General features: G+C 54.2%; 14 protein-coding genes and 1 pseudogene. 10 read left to right on the forward strand and 5 right to left on the reverse strand.

The features are described from left to right. Both Q1A69_RS08500 and hexR read right to left on the reverse strand, forming a co-directional pair. Complete coding sequence (locus Q1A69_RS08500) at window positions 1–1260, reverse strand: multidrug effflux MFS transporter (RefSeq protein WP_299584012.1); 1260 nt, start codon at window positions 1258–1260, stop codon at window positions 1–3. Window positions 1261–1377: 117 nt separating this feature from the next. Then, the gene (hexR, locus tag Q1A69_RS08505; protein ID WP_299584015.1) at window positions 1378–2232 is read right to left on the reverse strand and encodes a transcriptional regulator HexR; all 855 of its coding nucleotides are present in this window, start codon (window positions 2230–2232) and stop codon (window positions 1378–1380) included. Between the two features lie 139 nt (window positions 2233–2371). Here hexR and uvrD point away from each other — a divergent pair, with 139 nt between their 5' ends. Further along, the gene (uvrD, locus tag Q1A69_RS08510) at window positions 2372–4576 is read left to right on the forward strand and encodes a DNA helicase II (RefSeq protein WP_299584018.1); all 2205 of its coding nucleotides are present in this window, start codon (window positions 2372–2374) and stop codon (window positions 4574–4576) included. A gap of 139 nt (window positions 4577–4715) precedes the next feature. Next, the gene (locus Q1A69_RS08515; protein ID WP_299584020.1) at window positions 4716–5861 is read left to right on the forward strand and encodes a TRAP transporter substrate-binding protein; all 1146 of its coding nucleotides are present in this window, start codon (window positions 4716–4718) and stop codon (window positions 5859–5861) included. Between the two features lie 61 nt (window positions 5862–5922). Here Q1A69_RS08515 and Q1A69_RS08520 read toward each other — a convergent pair whose 3' ends face one another. From Q1A69_RS08520 to Q1A69_RS08530, 3 genes are all read right to left on the reverse strand, one after another. Further along, window positions 5923–6321, reverse strand: a complete 399-nt coding sequence (locus Q1A69_RS08520; protein WP_299584023.1) for an acyl-CoA thioesterase — start codon at window positions 6319–6321, stop codon at window positions 5923–5925. A 132-nt stretch (window positions 6322–6453) separates the two neighbouring features. Then, a complete protein-coding gene (locus Q1A69_RS08525; protein ID WP_299584026.1) occupies window positions 6454–7818 on the reverse strand; it encodes a TRAP transporter large permease subunit in 1365 nt (454 codons plus the stop codon). Further along, window positions 7815–8387 (reverse strand): TRAP transporter small permease subunit, encoded by a 573-nt coding sequence (locus tag Q1A69_RS08530; RefSeq protein WP_299584029.1) that lies wholly within the window; start codon window positions 8385–8387, stop codon window positions 7815–7817. The genes Q1A69_RS08525 and Q1A69_RS08530 overlap by 4 nt, the downstream gene beginning before the upstream one ends. 183 nt (window positions 8388–8570) lie before the next feature. On the opposite strand from Q1A69_RS08530, the gene Q1A69_RS08535 reads away from it, so the two are divergent. The 8 genes and pseudogenes from Q1A69_RS08535 to Q1A69_RS08570 form a co-directional block, all read left to right on the forward strand. Next, window positions 8571–9623 (forward strand): PstS family phosphate ABC transporter substrate-binding protein, encoded by a 1053-nt coding sequence (locus tag Q1A69_RS08535; protein ID WP_299584032.1) that lies wholly within the window; start codon window positions 8571–8573, stop codon window positions 9621–9623. Between the two features lie 139 nt (window positions 9624–9762). Beyond that, on the forward strand, window positions 9763–11142 hold the full coding sequence (pstC, locus tag Q1A69_RS08540; RefSeq protein ID WP_299584035.1) for a phosphate ABC transporter permease subunit PstC: 1380 nt from the start codon (window positions 9763–9765) through the stop codon (window positions 11140–11142). Further along, window positions 11135–12421: a phosphate ABC transporter permease PstA gene (gene pstA, locus Q1A69_RS08545; RefSeq protein WP_299584038.1), complete on the forward strand. Its 1287-nt coding sequence runs from the start codon at window positions 11135–11137 to the stop codon at window positions 12419–12421. The genes pstC and pstA overlap by 8 nt, the downstream gene beginning before the upstream one ends. Before the next feature lie 33 nt (window positions 12422–12454). Then, window positions 12455–13333, forward strand: a complete 879-nt coding sequence (gene pstB, locus Q1A69_RS08550; protein ID WP_299584041.1) for a phosphate ABC transporter ATP-binding protein PstB — start codon at window positions 12455–12457, stop codon at window positions 13331–13333. A gap of 25 nt (window positions 13334–13358) precedes the next feature. Beyond that, window positions 13359–14060 carry a phosphate signaling complex protein PhoU gene (gene phoU, locus Q1A69_RS08555; RefSeq protein ID WP_299584044.1) on the forward strand — a complete coding sequence of 234 codons (702 nt, stop codon included), beginning with the start codon at window positions 13359–13361 and terminating at the stop codon, window positions 14058–14060. Between the two features lie 83 nt (window positions 14061–14143). After that, window positions 14144–14452 carry an antibiotic biosynthesis monooxygenase gene (locus tag Q1A69_RS08560; protein WP_299584047.1) on the forward strand — a complete coding sequence of 103 codons (309 nt, stop codon included), beginning with the start codon at window positions 14144–14146 and terminating at the stop codon, window positions 14450–14452. 301 nt (window positions 14453–14753) lie between these two features. Next, window positions 14754–15548 (forward strand): putative porin, encoded by a 795-nt coding sequence (locus Q1A69_RS08565; RefSeq protein ID WP_299584049.1) that lies wholly within the window; start codon window positions 14754–14756, stop codon window positions 15546–15548. Window positions 15549–15658: 110 nt separating this feature from the next. Beyond that, window positions 15659–15843 (forward strand): annotated as a pseudogene (locus Q1A69_RS08570) (IS5/IS1182 family transposase); the annotation flags it as partial.

Consider the following 15843-nt stretch of genomic DNA (forward strand, 5'->3'; position numbering starts at 1 on the left):
TTAGCGAGGGGTGAAACGCCGGGTGACCGGTATATCTGATTCTATCGGTTTGCGCGCCTGAGCGATCACCAGTGTTGAAAACAGAGCCGCTATTGCACAGGCGAACATGGAGCCGGCGATGGGAATCAGAGTGCCCGTATGCAGGCTGCTCACCAGTCCGCCGAGTACTCCTCCAGTAATAAAAATAGTGGCGCCGTAGAGGGCGTTGGCGCTGCCACTGATTTTGGGGAAAAACTCCAAGTAGCAGGCCGCGGCATTGGGCCCAGTAATACCGATACAGCTCATTACCAACACCAGTGGCACCATCCACAGGGTTAGCTCCCTGATGCCCGTCATAGTACCCAGTAACAGCAGTCCACATCCGAGCATTTGCAGGATAACGCCCGCAAGCAAAATGTTGCGCGGTTGAAATAGATTAAGCAGGCGGATATTGACCTGCACCATGCAGATCAAACCCAAAATACAGGTGCCAAAAAACAAGGGAAAACGGTTGGCACTGACGTTGAAGTAGTCCATAAATACGAAGGGCGCCGTGGTGATATAGATAAACATCGAGCCACTGACACAGGCCTGGGCGCCGAGGAACCCGAGGGCGCGGCGGTTGCGCAAAACCTGGCCGTAAGTGGAAACGAGAGTAGCGAGAGGCATCAACTGGCGCCGTGCGCGAGTGAAGCGCGAGACGGTTTCCGGTAACAGTACGCGCACCAGTACCAGCATGGCGACGGCATACAACAGCAGGAAAACAAAAATACTCTGCCAGCCTCCCACTGCCAGCAGCAGCGAGCCGATTACCGGCGCAATCAGTGGAGCGATCAACATAATAGTGCTGATCATGGAAATAATTTTGGCGGCCTCACGGCCGCTGTGCAGGTCGCGCACGATGGCTGCGCAAATCACCGTGGCAAAGCCACCACCTACCGCCTGCAGGAAGCGCAGAATAATCAGGTGATCCACATGGTCGCTAAAGAGTATTAGTAGTGAGCTGACAATATAAATACACAGTCCAATTGTGCCCACCAAGCGCCTTCCCCAGCGATCGGAGAGCGGCCCCCCGAAAAGTTGGCCCAGGGCAAAGCCCAATAAAAAACTGGACACCGAATACTGCACCCGCTCCACCTCAGTATCCAGTGCTACGGCCATAGCGGGAATTGCCGGTAGGTAGCTGTCGATGGAGAAAGGCGTCAGAGAGACAAGGGCGGCAAGCCAAACCACCAGCCAGCGCGGTGCTTTCTGCTCAGCGGATAAAGCCGTGGTTGTCATGGAGTAGCTCTGGTGCGGCCTAGAGGAATTTAGCGGCTGTGGCTGTGTGCTGCCGGGTACTGGCCATGGTAGAGGTGCTGCGGCACATTATCCAGTACCGCAATCCCAGAAGCTTTTTTAATGCTTGTCTTCCCGCAATGTATACAGGCCCTGTTTCAGTTTTAGCAGGTGTTCCTGGAGTTCCGGCCCCTTGCGTTGAGCCACGCCGATAGCGAGTACATCGATCACTACCAGGTGGGCGATGCGGGAGGACAGCGGCGTGTATATCTCGATATCCTCCTCCACATCGACTTCCAATGGGATACTGGCCTGCTGCGCCACCGGCGAACCGCTGGGGGCGAGGCCGACCACCAGGGCGCCCTGCTCTTTCGCCATACCCATGGAGCGCAACAATGCCTTGGTGCGCCCGCTCTGGGAGATCGCCACCACCACATCGCCGGGCTCCATGGACATGGCCGACATATTCTGGATGTGATGGTCGGAGTGGGCCGCCGTGGCCAGTTGCAGGCGGAAGAATTTGTGTTGGGCATCGGCGGCAACGGCGCCGGAGGCTCCGAAGCCGAAAAATTCCACGCGTTTGGAGGCCGCCATAGCGGTCACCACAGCTTCCAGGGCGCGGTCGTCGATACGGTCGCGCACCTTGAGCAGTGTATCGACGGTGGAGTCGAATACCTTGCGCTTGTACTCGGCGATGGTGTCGGTTTCGGTCACCGCGATCTGGCCAAAACTAGGGCTCGAGGCCAGCTGCTGCGCCAGATTCAACTTGAACTCCTGGAAGCCCGAGCAGCCAACGGCCCGGCAGAAACGCACCACTGTGGGTTCACTCACCTGGGCTTCAGTGGCCAGGTCGACAATTCTCATATGAATGATTTCGTCGGGATTGGCGAGAATATATTCCGCCACCTTGCGCTCAGATTTGCGCATGGATGACAGTTGTTCGCTGATTCTTTGCGTGACTTCCGCCGGTTTCACAGGACTTCCTTCTCTATGCCAGATGGCGCAGTTTAGCCGCTGCACACTCTGCTGGCGAGCGGCTTGGCGTTGTCAGATTGGGCAAAATCCTGTTTATTTACACAGGTCCTACACTGCAGCTCTGGTACAATCTTCGCCCATGGACGTATCTCAGATTCTAGACCCCCTCAACGACGCCCAGCGCGAAGCGGTAGCCGCCGCGCCCGGCAATCAATTGGTTCTGGCCGGTGCCGGCTCGGGCAAGACCCGTGTACTGGTGCATCGCATCGCCTGGCTGATGCAGGTGGAGGGCGCCTCGCCCTACTCCATTATGGCAGTGACCTTTACCAACAAAGCGGCCCGCGAGATGCGCGCGCGTATCGAGGAGTTGCTGGGGGTGAACACCTTCGGCATGTGGGTGGGCACCTTCCACGGCCTCGCCCATCGCCTGCTCAAGGCCCACTGGCAAGAAGCCAAGTTGCCGCAGAACTTCCAGATTCTGGATTCCGACGATCAGCTGCGTTTGATCAAGCGCGTTCAGGCAGATCTGGGACTGGATGACAAAAAATGGTCGCCGCGGGAAACCCAGTGGTGGATCGGAGCGCAGAAAGACGAAGGACTGCGCCCCCAATATATCAATGCCGGCGCCGACCCCTGGCTACAGACCATGGTACGTATTTACTTCGCCTATGAAGAGGCCTGCCAGCGTGGCGGGCTGGTGGATTTTGGCGAGTTGCTGTTGCGCGCCCACGAGCTCTGGCTGAATAACGACAGTATTCTCGCCCACTATCGCCGGCGATTCCCCTTTATCCTGGTGGATGAATTCCAGGATACCAACACCATCCAATACGCCTGGTTGCGTCTGCTCGCCGGTGAGCAGTGCCATATCACCGCAGTGGGTGACGACGACCAGTCCATTTACGGCTGGCGCGGCGCCAAGATTGAGAATATCCAACACTTTTCCGCGGACCTGCGCCAAGTGCAGACGGTTCGCCTGGAGCAAAATTATCGCTCTACTTCCACCATATTGAAGGCTGCCAATGCGGTGATTGCCAATAACAGCGGCCGCCTGGGTAAGGAATTGTGGACTAAGGGGGAAGAGGGTGAGCCCATCGCCGTCTATGCGGCGTATAACGAACAGGATGAATCGCGCTTTATCGTCGAGCGAATCAATGACTGGGTGCGCGATGGCAATCGCCGTGACAGCATTGCTATCCTCTATCGCTCCAATGCCCAATCCCGGGTGCTTGAAGAGGGGCTTTTGCGCGAGCAGGTGCCCTACCGTATCTATGGTGGTCAACGTTTCTACGACCGCCTGGAAATCAAGAATGCCTTGTCTTACTTACGCTTGATTACCAACCGCGATGACGATACGGCGTTTGAGCGGGTGGTCAACACACCTACTCGCGGCATCGGAGCGCGCACGGTAGAAATGGTGCGCGCCTACGCCCGTGAGCAGGGATGCTCCCTGTGGCAGGCGGCCAAGTTGATGTTACAGCAACGGGTACTCGCTGCCCGCGCTGGCAATGCCCTGCAGGCCTTTCTAGATCTTGTGAATCAGTTGGCCGCAAATGCCGAAGACAAAGAGCTGGATGCCATCGCCGAGGACGTGATTGAGACCAGTGGCCTGTTGGAATTCCACGGCAAGGAGAAAGGTGAGAAGGGGCAGACCCGAGTGGAAAACCTCAAGGAACTGGTCAGTGCCTGTCGAGCTTTTACTGGCGTGGGTATGCCGGAGGGCGAGGAAGGTGAAGAGGAAATTCCTCTACTCAATCAGTTCCTCGACAGCGCTGCGCTCGATGCCGGCGAAGGCCAGGCGGATGAGTTTGAAGATGCCGTTCAACTCATGACCCTACACTCGGCGAAGGGCCTCGAGTTCCCTCTGGTGTTTATGGCTGGTGTGGAGGAAAACCTGTTCCCGCACAAGATGTCGGCGCAGGAGCCGGGCCGCATGGAGGAAGAGCGGCGCCTCTGCTACGTGGGCATCACCCGTGCTATGCGCAAGCTATATATTACCTACGCGGAAAACCGCCGCCTGTTTGGCAGTGAAACCTATAACAGCCCGTCTCGTTTTATTGCTGAGATTCCGGTGAATCTGGTGCATGAAGTGCGCCTCAAGACGGAGATTTCCCGACCGCTGTACCAGGCCGATTATGGCAAAGTGGGCAAGTTTTCTGATCCAGCTCCGGATTTTGATGACCTGCCGCCACTGTCTTTAGGTGGCCGTGTGGAGCATGCCAAATTCGGCGAGGGCACCGTGGTGCAGTTTGAGGGCAATGGTCCGCGCGCCCGGGTACAAGTGAACTTCGACGATGCCGGAAGTAAATGGTTGGTGGTGACTATGGCGAAGTTACAACCGCTGTAGATTTTGCCTTCTCCAATACACGAAATATATTTTAAACAAGTGAAGTTACCGAGACTCCGGTTTTGCCGGAGTCTCGGTAACTATAAAAATAGTTAGCTGACATTCAGTGCGCTAAAACAATAAAAGATAATTAATAGCGATGAAAAAAATTAACTGGTATCCCGCCATTATTTTGGGGCTTCTCGCGCTGCTTGTAGTGACCTTCGCCGCGTTGGTAACCTCCCGTGCATCTCTTGGGCCCGCGCAACACTTTTCTGATAGCGGCGCTAGAGAACTATTTGAGTGGAAACTGGTTACTACCTGGCCAAAAAATTTTCCCGGCCTCGGCCAGGCACCGGAGCGCTTTGCAAAAAATGTTGAGTTGATGTCGTCCGGTCGTCTCAAAATTAAAGTTTATGGTGCCGGTGAACTGGTGCCTGCTTTGGGTATTTTCGGAGCGGTGTCTGAAGGCGCTGCGCAGATGGGGCATGGCGCCGCCTACTATTGGAAAGGCAAGATTCCGGCCGCCCAATTTTTTACCGCGGTGCCTTTTGGTCTAAATGCCCAGGAAATGAACGGCTGGCTCCACCACGGTGGGGGACTGGAACTCTGGCAGGAAATTTATGAGCCTTTTAATTTAATACCCCTGGCCGGAGGCTCTACCGGGGTACAGATGGCTGGCTGGTTTAATAAACCGATTAACTCGGTTGAAGATCTACAGGGCTTAAAAATGCGTATCCCGGGGCTCGGTGGTGAAGTATTAAACCGGGCTGGCGGCACCGCGGTTACTATTCCCGGTGGAGAACTCTACACCGCCCTGCAGACCGGTGTCATTGATGCGACCGAGTGGGTTGGCCCATACAATGACCTTGCCTTCGGCTTCCATCAGGTTGCCGAGTACTACTATTATCCCGGCTGGCATGAGCCAGGCTCGATGATGGAATTTATTGTCAATAAAAAAGCCTTTGATCAATTGCCTGAAGACTTGCAGGTAATTGTGCGTGTGGCAGCCCGCGAAGCAAACCAGGATATGCTGGATGAGTATACCGCGCGCAATAACCGCGCCCTGCGTGAATTGGTGCAGGAACAGGGTGTAAAACTAAGGCGTCTGCCGGATGATGTGCTTTCTCATCTGAAGCAAATCAACACGCAGATCATGCAGGAAACCGCAAACCAGGATCCTGAATTCGCGCGCATCTATAAGGCCTTTAAGGACTTTGAACGGGATGTGCGGCCCTATCACCAGATCAGTGAAGAGGCTTATTACCAGGCGCGGGAGCTGGATGAAAGGAATAAGGAAGAGTAAAGAAGGGTCTGAAGGGAAACTGCTTTAAAGCCAGTTTCCCTGAACAAGTTTTATAAATAGCCTAAGGCAGCGGTCTGGTATGTCCGCTATCGTCTATTGCGACAAAGACAAACTCACCTTCGGTGACCTTCACCTGCTCACCGGAATCCACCCGTGTCAGCCACACCTCAACCATTGTTCTAATGGAAGAGCGACCCACTTCAATAGCCTCGGCATAGCAGCTGACCGTGGAGCCAACAGGTACCGGGCGTAAAAACACCATACTGCCAACTGCGACCGTGGTTACTCTGCCGCGTGCGATACTCTGGGCCAGGATTGCACCAGCCAGGTCCATCTGCGACATCAGCCAACCGGCGAATACGTCTCCCTGAGGATTGGTATCCCGTGGCATGGCCAGAGTTTGCAGGGTCAGGGTTCCTGAGGGTTGTGGATTCTCATCGAGTGCTGGGAGTGCGGACATCGGCTGCTCACAAATTGTTAGAGTTATTGATTTCCACCTGGGAAAGGTGGCGCATTCTAGCACAAGTTGCGCAGTAAATAACCAGGCTCGCGCGGCAAAAAGCCACGCTTACCGGACTAGTCGGACAAAGCTTTAACTACGTAATGTCCCCGGTAACCATGTGACCAGCGCTGGCCAGAGTGCCAATAGGCACAATAACAGCAACTGAATCGCGATAAATGGCGTGACACCGCGATAGATCGCCGAGGTGGCCACTGAGCTGGGGGCGACACCGCGCAGATAAAAAAGGGCAAAACCGAACGGTGGTGTGAGAAAGGAGGTCTGCAGGTTAATGGCGATCATGATACCCAACCACACGGGGTCGACGCCCATAGCCAGAAGCACTGGGCCCACAATAGGCACCACGACAAAGGTAATTTCGATAAAATCGAGGATAAAGCCGAGCAGGAATATCACCAGCATCACCAGCAGTGTTGCCCCGATAACACCGCCGGGGAGGCTGTGGAAAATACTGGTAACCAGTTCCTCACCGCCATAACCGCGAAACACCAGGGAAAACAGCGAGGCGCCGATCAGGATTGCAAATACCATGGCACTGACCTGCAGGGTGCTCCGGCCAATCTCTCCCGCGCGATCCCAGCTCAGGGCCCTGCGGCTGTAGGCCAAGAGCGCAGCACCCAGGGCACCTACGGCGGCGGCCTCTGTGGGTGTGGCCGCACCGGTAATGATGGAACCCAGCACCACCAGCATCAAGGTAATCGGTGGAAACAAGCTGCGTAGCAGAGGCCAGACTTCAAGTGGCTCGCGTTCTGCGGGTGGGGCTAGAGCCGCTCCGCGGCGCGCCACGAATAAGAGATAAATAATGTAGGCTGCCACCAGCAATACGCCTGGAATAATGGCCCCGATAAACAGGTCGCCGACGCTGACGGGCTTGGGATTGAATATCCCCGCGGACAACTGGGCCTGCTGATAGGCGTTGGAAAGGGTATCTCCCAGCAAGACCAGGGCGATCGAGGGAGGGATGATCTGTCCCAGGGTGCCAGTGGCACAAATGGTCCCGGTGGCCAGTGTGGGTGAGTAGCCTTTTTTCAGCATGGTGGGCAGGGACATCAGGCCCATGGTCACCACCGTGGCTCCGACAATACCGGTACTGGCAGCGAGCAGTGCGCCCACCACAACGACAGAGATCGCCATACCGGCCGGTGCACCCATAAACACTTTGGTCAGATTGATGAGCAGGTCTTCGGCTATCTTGGCCCGCTCCAAAATAACCCCCATCAACACAAACAGCGGAACTGCCACCAGGGTGCCGTTTTGCATAATGCCGTAGAGCCGGTCGGGAAAGGCGCGCAGGAACTGCCCATCAAATGCGCCAAAAATAATCCCTAGACCGGCGGTAATCAGGGCAGTGCCGGCGAGGGTAAATGCCACCGGGTAACCAAACATCAGCAGTGCGCAGACGGCCGCAAACATCAGCAGTGGTATCAGCTCAATCATGCCTCGACCGCCTCTGCCTGTTTCAGCAGCTGGGGCTTGGCCGACGCCCTGGTTGCCGGGGCCGGTATTTCCATCAGCTCAAGGAGTGCGCGTATAAACTGGGCGACGCCAGCCAGGGCAAGGGTGACCGCGGCCAGGGGGATGAGGCTTTTAAGAAAGAATACGCCTGGCAGGCCGCCCGCATTGGCGCTCCCCTCATATACCGACCAGCTATTCATGGCAAATTGCCAGCTGCCAGCCAGAATAAAAGCACACACTGGCAGCAAAAACATGAGAGCACCCAAGGCGTTAACCCAGGCTCTGCCCAGGGGTTGCATCCGCCGGTAGAAGACATCCACGCGCACATGGGCATCAGTTTGCAAGGCGTAGGCCAGCCCCAGCATAAAGGCCGCACCGTGCAGATAGATAACGGATTCCTGCAGTGCTATCGAACCACTGTCGAACAGGTGACGAAGTACCACGACGCAGGATTGCAGTAGGACCATGGCCCAGGTGAACCAGGCGAGCAGGTGGCCGGTGCGACTGGATAGACTCTCCAATACACGCGCACCACGCAACAGAAATGGCATGGGGGCTTCTCTCTCTACATCTTATTGTTATCTTGTTTGTGAGCAGGTTACCGCTTTGCCCGCCCCCGCACCAGTGGAGTAAATTTTCACCTGTAACCTTTTTGTCATCTTTTATTCATAGAATCGTCATCCGTTGTTCCTAGCATCGCCGCGTGAAATAAAAAACACTCATCGGAGTTCCACATGAACAAGCAAATTCTGGCCACTTCCCTGGCGGCACTGACCCTCGCCACTTCACAGGTGGCTATGGCGGCGCGCGACTACATCAGTGTTGTCGGTTCCTCTACGGTTTACCCATTTACCACCACTGTGGCGGAGCGTTTCAGCCGTGCTACCCAGTTCAAGACCCCGGTAGTTGAGTCCACCGGTACTGGCGGTGGTATGAAGTTGTTCTGCCAGGGCGTCGGTGAAAGCACCGCGGATGTTACCGGGGCATCCCGCCGCATCAAGCAGTCTGAGCTGGAGATGTGTAAAGGCAACGGCGTCGATGTTGTGGAAGTACAGATTGGCTACGACGGCATTGTGCTGGCCAATGCCAAGAAAGCGACACCTTTCAAATTGACTCGCAAAGATATCTTCCTGGCCCTGGCCAAAGAGGTGCCGAACCCCAACGGTTCTGAAACTCTGGTGGCCAACCCTTACAAAACCTGGAAAGACGTAAACCCTGCACTGCCCAATACTAAAATCGAAGTGCTCGGCCCGCCCCCAACATCAGGTACCCGCGATGCCTTCGCTGAATTGGCGATGGAAGGTGGCTGTAAGAAGTTTGGCTGGATCAAGGCCATGAAGAAAAAAGACAAGAGCGCTTACAAGGCAATTTGTCATAACGTGCGTGAAGACGGTGCTTATGTCGAGGCCGGCGAGAACGACAACCTGATTGTGAACAAGCTAGTTGCCAACCCGAACGCTCTGGGTATCTTCGGTTTTAGCTTCCTCGACCAGAATGCAGACAAGGTTCAAGGCTCTCTGATTGAAGATCAGGCCCCGACTTTTGACTCCATTGCCGATCAGAGCTACCCGGTATCCCGCCCGCTGTTTATCTACGTGAAAAAGGCACACGCTGACGTAGTACCGGGTATCAAGCAATTCCTGGCGGAATTTACCAATGAGCGTGCCTGGGGTGATGAAGGTTACCTGGCCGACAAGGGCATGATCCCGCTGCCTACCGAGAAGCGCCAGAAAATTGCCACCGACGTGCGCAAGATGAATGCCCTGAGCAATCTCGCAGCGAAGTAGCTTTATCTTGGAGTAGTACAGTCAAAGGGAATTGACGGCCAAGCCCGAGAGGGCTTGGCCGTTCTTTATAAAAGCCAAGTGGAAACACCAGGAAAAGTCGGGATAATGCCGACATCGACATTTTTAGCACGGTAAAGTAATGCAAACCCCCACACTGTTCGCCCTTCTGCTGCTGTTGATACTAGTGGCCTACGGTACCGGCTTTAGCCGTGCACTGAGTGCTGCGCGCAGCCGCGGAGGCCTGCGCAATCTGGCTTCACTGCCCAGTTATCACGGATTATTTGCTGCGCTTTGGTGTGGCCTACCGGCGCTATTACTGCTTGGGGCTTGGCTGATTTTTGACGATGCGATTATCCGCTTTATGGTGATGCACAGTATCGCGGATAAGCCCGATACCATTGCCGGGCAGAACCTGCTCTATGCTCAAATTCAAAACCTGTCCGCTGGCCACCTGATCGGCGAAGCCTCCCCCCAATTGCAGTCTGCGGCAGAGCACCTCAATCAATTGCGCAGCAATGCAAATACACTGCAGGCCTTCTTGATTCTTGTGTTGGCAGTGGGCTTGGGGGCATTCGCATTACTGCGTTTCTCCCCGGAACTGCGCGCTCGCGAAAAAGTGGAAAAAGTCCTGCGGGTTATTCTGATTACCTGTGCCTGCGCAGCAATTTTCACCACGGTTGGTATTTTATTTTCAGTATTATTTGAGTCCCTGCGTTTCTTCCAGTCGGTACCGGTGAGTGAGTTTCTCTTCGGTCTGCACTGGAGCCCGCAGATGGCTCTGCGCGCTGATCAGGTGGGCTCCAGCGGCGCCTTCGGTGCGGTGCCGTTGTTTACCGGCACCCTAATGGTCTCTGCTATCGCCATGCTGGTGGCGGTGCCGGTGGGCCTGATGGCCGCGATCTACCTGGCAGAGTATGCCAGCAAGCGGGTGCGCAATGTCGCCAAGCCGATTATCGAAATTCTCGCCGGTGTACCCACGGTGGTGTACGGCTTTTTTGCGGCGCTGACTGTGGCCCCGTTTATTCGCGAACTGGCCACTTCTGTCGGCCTGCAGGCCTCCAGTGAAAGCGCCCTCGCCGCCGGGTTGGTGATGGGCATTATGATCATCCCGTTCGTCTCCTCCCTGTCCGACGACGTGATCAATGCGGTACCACAATCCCTGCGCGACGGCGCTCTGGGGCTCGGTTCAACCCAGTCGGAAACTGTGCGCAAAGTGGTTATTCCCGCGGCCCTGCCAGGTATTGTCGGCGGCGTGCTGCTGGCGGTGTCCCGCGCAATCGGTGAAACCATGATTGTGGTGATGGCCGCTGGTCTCGCCGCCAACCTGACCGCCAATCCCCTGGAGTCTGTCACCACCGTTACGGTTCAGATCGTGACGCTATTGGTGGGCGATCAGGAATTTGACAGTCCCAAGACCCTCGCCGCTTTTGCCCTTGGCTTGATGCTGTTTATCTCCACTCTGGTGCTGAACTTTATCGCCCTGCACGTAGTGAAAAAATACCGGGAGCAGTATGACTAACCTCACCCAGACGCAGGTTCGCGAGCGTATTGAAAAGAACCTCGCCAGCCGCCATCGCACAGAAAAGTTATTTCGTGGGCTGGGTATCGCCAGTATCGCCTTCGGTGTGCTCGCGGTTGTCATTCTGTTCAGCGATATTATCGGTAAGGGCAGTGGTGCCTTTATGCAGGCTTCGATTCAGTTGGAGGTGCATTACGACACAGAGGTGCTGGGTATTGATCAGGTCGATGATGAGAGCCTTACTTGGGCTAACTTCTCCGGTGTGATCCGCCAGGCCCTGCGTGAGCGCTTCCCCTCCGTGACTGGTCGCAGCGACAAGCGAGAACTTTACACCCTGGTTTCCTCCGGGGCGCCCTTTACCCTGCGCGATCGCCTGGCCGAAAACCCGGAATTGCTTGGTAAGAGCGAGGTCGTCTGGTTTGCCGCCGATGACGATGTGGATACCTTTATCAAAAGCCTAAAGGACTCGAAAGAGGGATTCCGCGGCCGCACCTCTGACCAGAAAGCTGGCTGGATTGAGCAACTGCTGGAGACTGGTGAGCTGAAGAAACGCTTTAACACCATTTTCTTTACCAATGGGGATTCCCGCGAACCGGAACAGGCGGGTATCCGTGCGGCCCTGATGGGCTCCCTGTTTACACTCCTGGTGACCCTGGCGCTGTCCTTCCCAATTGGGGTGGCCGCAGCTATTTACCTGGAGGAGTATGCGCCTAAGAATCGTTGGACGGATCTGATTGAGGTCAATATCAACAACCTCGCAGCCGTACCTTCTATCGTTTTCGGCCTGTTGGGGCTGGCGATTTTTATTAACTTCTTTGAGTTGCCCCGTTCGGCGCCGTTGGTCGGAGGGCTAGTACTCACTCTGATGACACTGCCGACCATTATTATTTCGAGCCGCGCGGCGCTGAAGGCGGTGCCACCCTCGATTCGCGAAGCGGCTATGGGCATGGGGGCTTCGCGTATGCAGGTGGTGTTTCACCATGTGCTGCCGCTGGCGATGCCCGGCATGCTCACCGGTGCAATTATTGGTATGGCCCAGGCTCTGGGTGAGACAGCCCCACTGCTAATGATTGGCATGGTTGCCTTTATTGTCGATGTCCCCGGTGGGGTTACCGATCCGGCCACCGTGCTGCCTGTACAGATTTTTCTATGGGCGGACAGCCCGGAGCGCGCCTTTGTGGAGCGCACCTCGGCGGCGATTATGGTGCTGTTGAGTGTATTGATTTTAATGAATGCCAGCGCGGTAATGCTGCGCAAGAAACTTGAGCGCCGCTGGTAACAGAGCGCGGACAATCAGAAAGCGGGATTATTTATGAGTACCATGACCCTGGATGCCGCCGAACGCACCGAGTCGGCGCGTTCCGAGCTGACCGGTAAAAAGGTTGCAGTGAGCCAAGCCGAAGTGAGGAAAACTGTGGGCCAGCCCTTCTCTGACACCGCCAAGTTGCGCATGCGCGATGTGAATGTGTTCTATGGTGAAAGCCAAGCTATTCACAACGTGAGCCTGGATATCGGCCGCAATGAAGTGGTAGCCATGATCGGTCCGTCCGGTTGTGGTAAATCCACTTTTCTGCGCTGTCTCAATCGTATGAACGACACCATTGAGGGCTGCCGGGTGGAAGGCGAACTGAGCCTGGACGGCGAGCCGATCTACGGGGCTAAGGTGGATGTGGTGCCCCTGCGTGCGCGGGTGGGGATGGTGTTTCAGAAGCCCAACCCCTTCCCCAAAACCATCTATGAGAATGTGGTCTATGGGCCCAAAATTCATGGTATTGCCAGCCGTCGCGCGGACCTAGACGAAATTGTGGAAAACAGCCTGCGTCGTGCCGGCCTCTGGAATGAGGTCAAGGATCGTCTGGATAAGCCGGGTACCGGCTTGTCCGGTGGTCAGCAGCAGCGCCTGTGTATCGCCCGTGCTATCGCGGTGAGCCCGGAAGTTATTCTGATGGATGAGCCCTGCTCCGCCCTGGACCCGATTGCCACTGCGCGTATCGAAGAGCTGATTGATGAGCTGCGAGAGAACTACACTATTGCCATCGTGACCCACTCGATGCAACAGGCGGCACGAGTCAGCCAGCGCACGGCCTACTTTCACCTGGGCCATCTTGTTGAGGTCAATGATACCGAAACCGTGTTCACCAATCCGGAGCACGAACTAACCGAAGCCTATATCACCGGCCGCTTCGGCTGAGCCAGTTTTGCTCCGAGGGATAACTATGGAAATGCACTTCGATCAGCATATTTCCCGCCAGTTCAATGAGGATCTGGAGGGTATTAAGACCGAGATGTTGGAGATGGGCGGCATGGTCGCCCGCCAAGTAGCCGACGCTGTTGACGCGCTGTCGAATGCCGACAGCCAACTGGCCGAGGAAGTCCTGCGTATCGAAGAGGAGATCGATAGGAGGGAGATGGCTCTGGATGAGCACGCGACCCTGATTATCGCCAAGCGCCAGCCCGCCGCCTCAGACCTGCGTATGGTGATGTCGGTAATACGTATCGCCCGCGACCTGGAGCGTATCGGCGATGAGGCCAGCAAGATCGCGAAAATGGCTATTGCCTTGACGGACGAGGGCACCTCACCGCGCGGTTACACAGAAATTCGTCATCTGGCTAATGCGGTGCGCAAGATGCTCAACGATGCCCTTGACGCTTATACCCGCTTCGATGTGGAATCAGCCATGCACACTCTGGCTGAGGATGAACAGGTGGATATGGACTACCGCACCGCTGTTCGCGAGCTGGTGACTTATATGATGGAAGATCCACGCAGTATCTCCCGAGTCATCAATGTTCTGTGGACTCTGCGTGCACTGGAGCGTATCGGCGATCACGCGAAGAATATTTGCGAGCAAGTGGTATATCTGGTCGAGGGCGCGGATATTCGCCACGGCCACTTGAGAAATCTAAAGCAGTCTTAAGCTTTCAAACCCGAAAAAAGGTCGCACAACGCGGCCTTTTTTATTGCAGATTTGTTTTCAATAAAATGCCAGGTATCTGACTCATGAAATATATTTTCGAAGTGCAGATCAAAGCAGGCTTTACAGCGGAGGAATATGCGGAAGCCTGGGTGCAGGCGTCCCAATTGATCCAGCGGGCGCCCGGGGCCCAAGGTACGGAACTTCTACAAAAAATTGGTGACCAAAATACTCTGCTCGCTATTGCTTGTTGGCACAGCAAAGCCGAAAGAGATGCAATGCACAGTCGGCATACCGATGAAATTGATAGAATTATTCGGAGTGTTGCGCCTTTTGTAGGGATACGTCTTTTGGGTGAGTTTAATGAGTTCCGAAAAGTTATTAATAATGCATAAATGTATTTATGTTGATTTTAGTCGAGTAAAGCTGAATCTAAGCTGAATATCTGAATTATTTTTTTCAGTAAAAGAAAAAGCGGGAAATAGTATCAGAAAATGTTTTATAGGTAATTTATTTTTCAATTACACTGAATTACGCCGTTCTTCATTTTTTATTCTATCCGTCCTGTGTTTTCACTCTCTTCGTCGCATAAACTTTATAAACTGACTTTGTGTAATTAGCTGTTGTTGCGTCCAAAAAAACCTTTGTTACAATCCGCATCCCAATTTGGATCCAAAGTTAACGAAGGATTTTGTAATGAGATTCAAGCTCGCAGCTCTTCCCCTGATGCTTCTCGCGGCTACTGCAACTGCCGAGGAGTATAATTCCTTTACTGAAGCTAACTACGCAAATTTTGAAGATGGTGATGATGGCTTTACTATTGATAGCCAGTATTTTTTTGGTGGCAAGGAAACACTCGGCCCGCTAAAAGAATTTGAATATATCAACAAAGTAAGCAATATTTACGGTGGCTTCTCGCATATCAATGAAGGTAGTGAGGACAGTGATATCTTCTCTGTCGGTGGTGAATATTTTGCATCAAATGGCTTTGTTTTGGGGGCTCAATTAGACGATCTTGGCGAAGAAAATATTGATACTTTATCAATTGGCTATCTCTTTACTCCTAACTTTCTTGTTAGCCTAGAGCATGTCGATAACGACAGCGACAATGAGTTGTCTGCTAATGCCCGTTATAACCACCAGCTGAATGGAACTGATTATATCGGTTTCAATTTTTCCATTGACGAAGAATTTGATACCCGTAGTCTGTCCTCCAAGTACTTTACGCATCTGGGTGACGATCAGTACCTGACTGCAGAGTTGACCTATGCCAGCATTGATGGGGGGGATGATTATTGGAAATTGGGCACAGAGTACTTCTTTACTCAGCGTACCTCTGTCGGATTTTCTTTCGATGAAGGTGAAGAGTACAAGCTGGGTATGAACCACTTCTTCAGCCGCAACTTCGCTGTTGAAGCAGCTTATGTTTCTAATACTGATAGCGATGATGATTACGATATCTACCAAATTGGTATGACCGTACAGCTGTAAATTGCAGCCAAATAGAAAGGGCTATTTTAGATAGCCCTTTCTAAGGAACCTCTGAATAATTCCGAGCCAATTTGTTAGTATTCAGTTATCCGTCAAGACTACGATAGATCATGCACCAAGTCACCTTTGCCGAAGCAGAATACAATCTGAAGCGCCGTAAAACTCGTCGAGAAAAGTTTCTTTCTCAGATGAATGCCCTCATTCCTTGGCGGCGACTAGAAGCTCGAATAGCCCCTTGTTATCCACGCGGCAAGCGTGGCCGAGAGCCTTACCCATTGAAGGTCATGCTGCGTAT

It is taken from the genome of uncultured Microbulbifer sp. (assembly GCF_947498635.1).
Lineage (GTDB): Bacteria > Pseudomonadota > Gammaproteobacteria > Pseudomonadales > Cellvibrionaceae > Microbulbifer > Microbulbifer echini.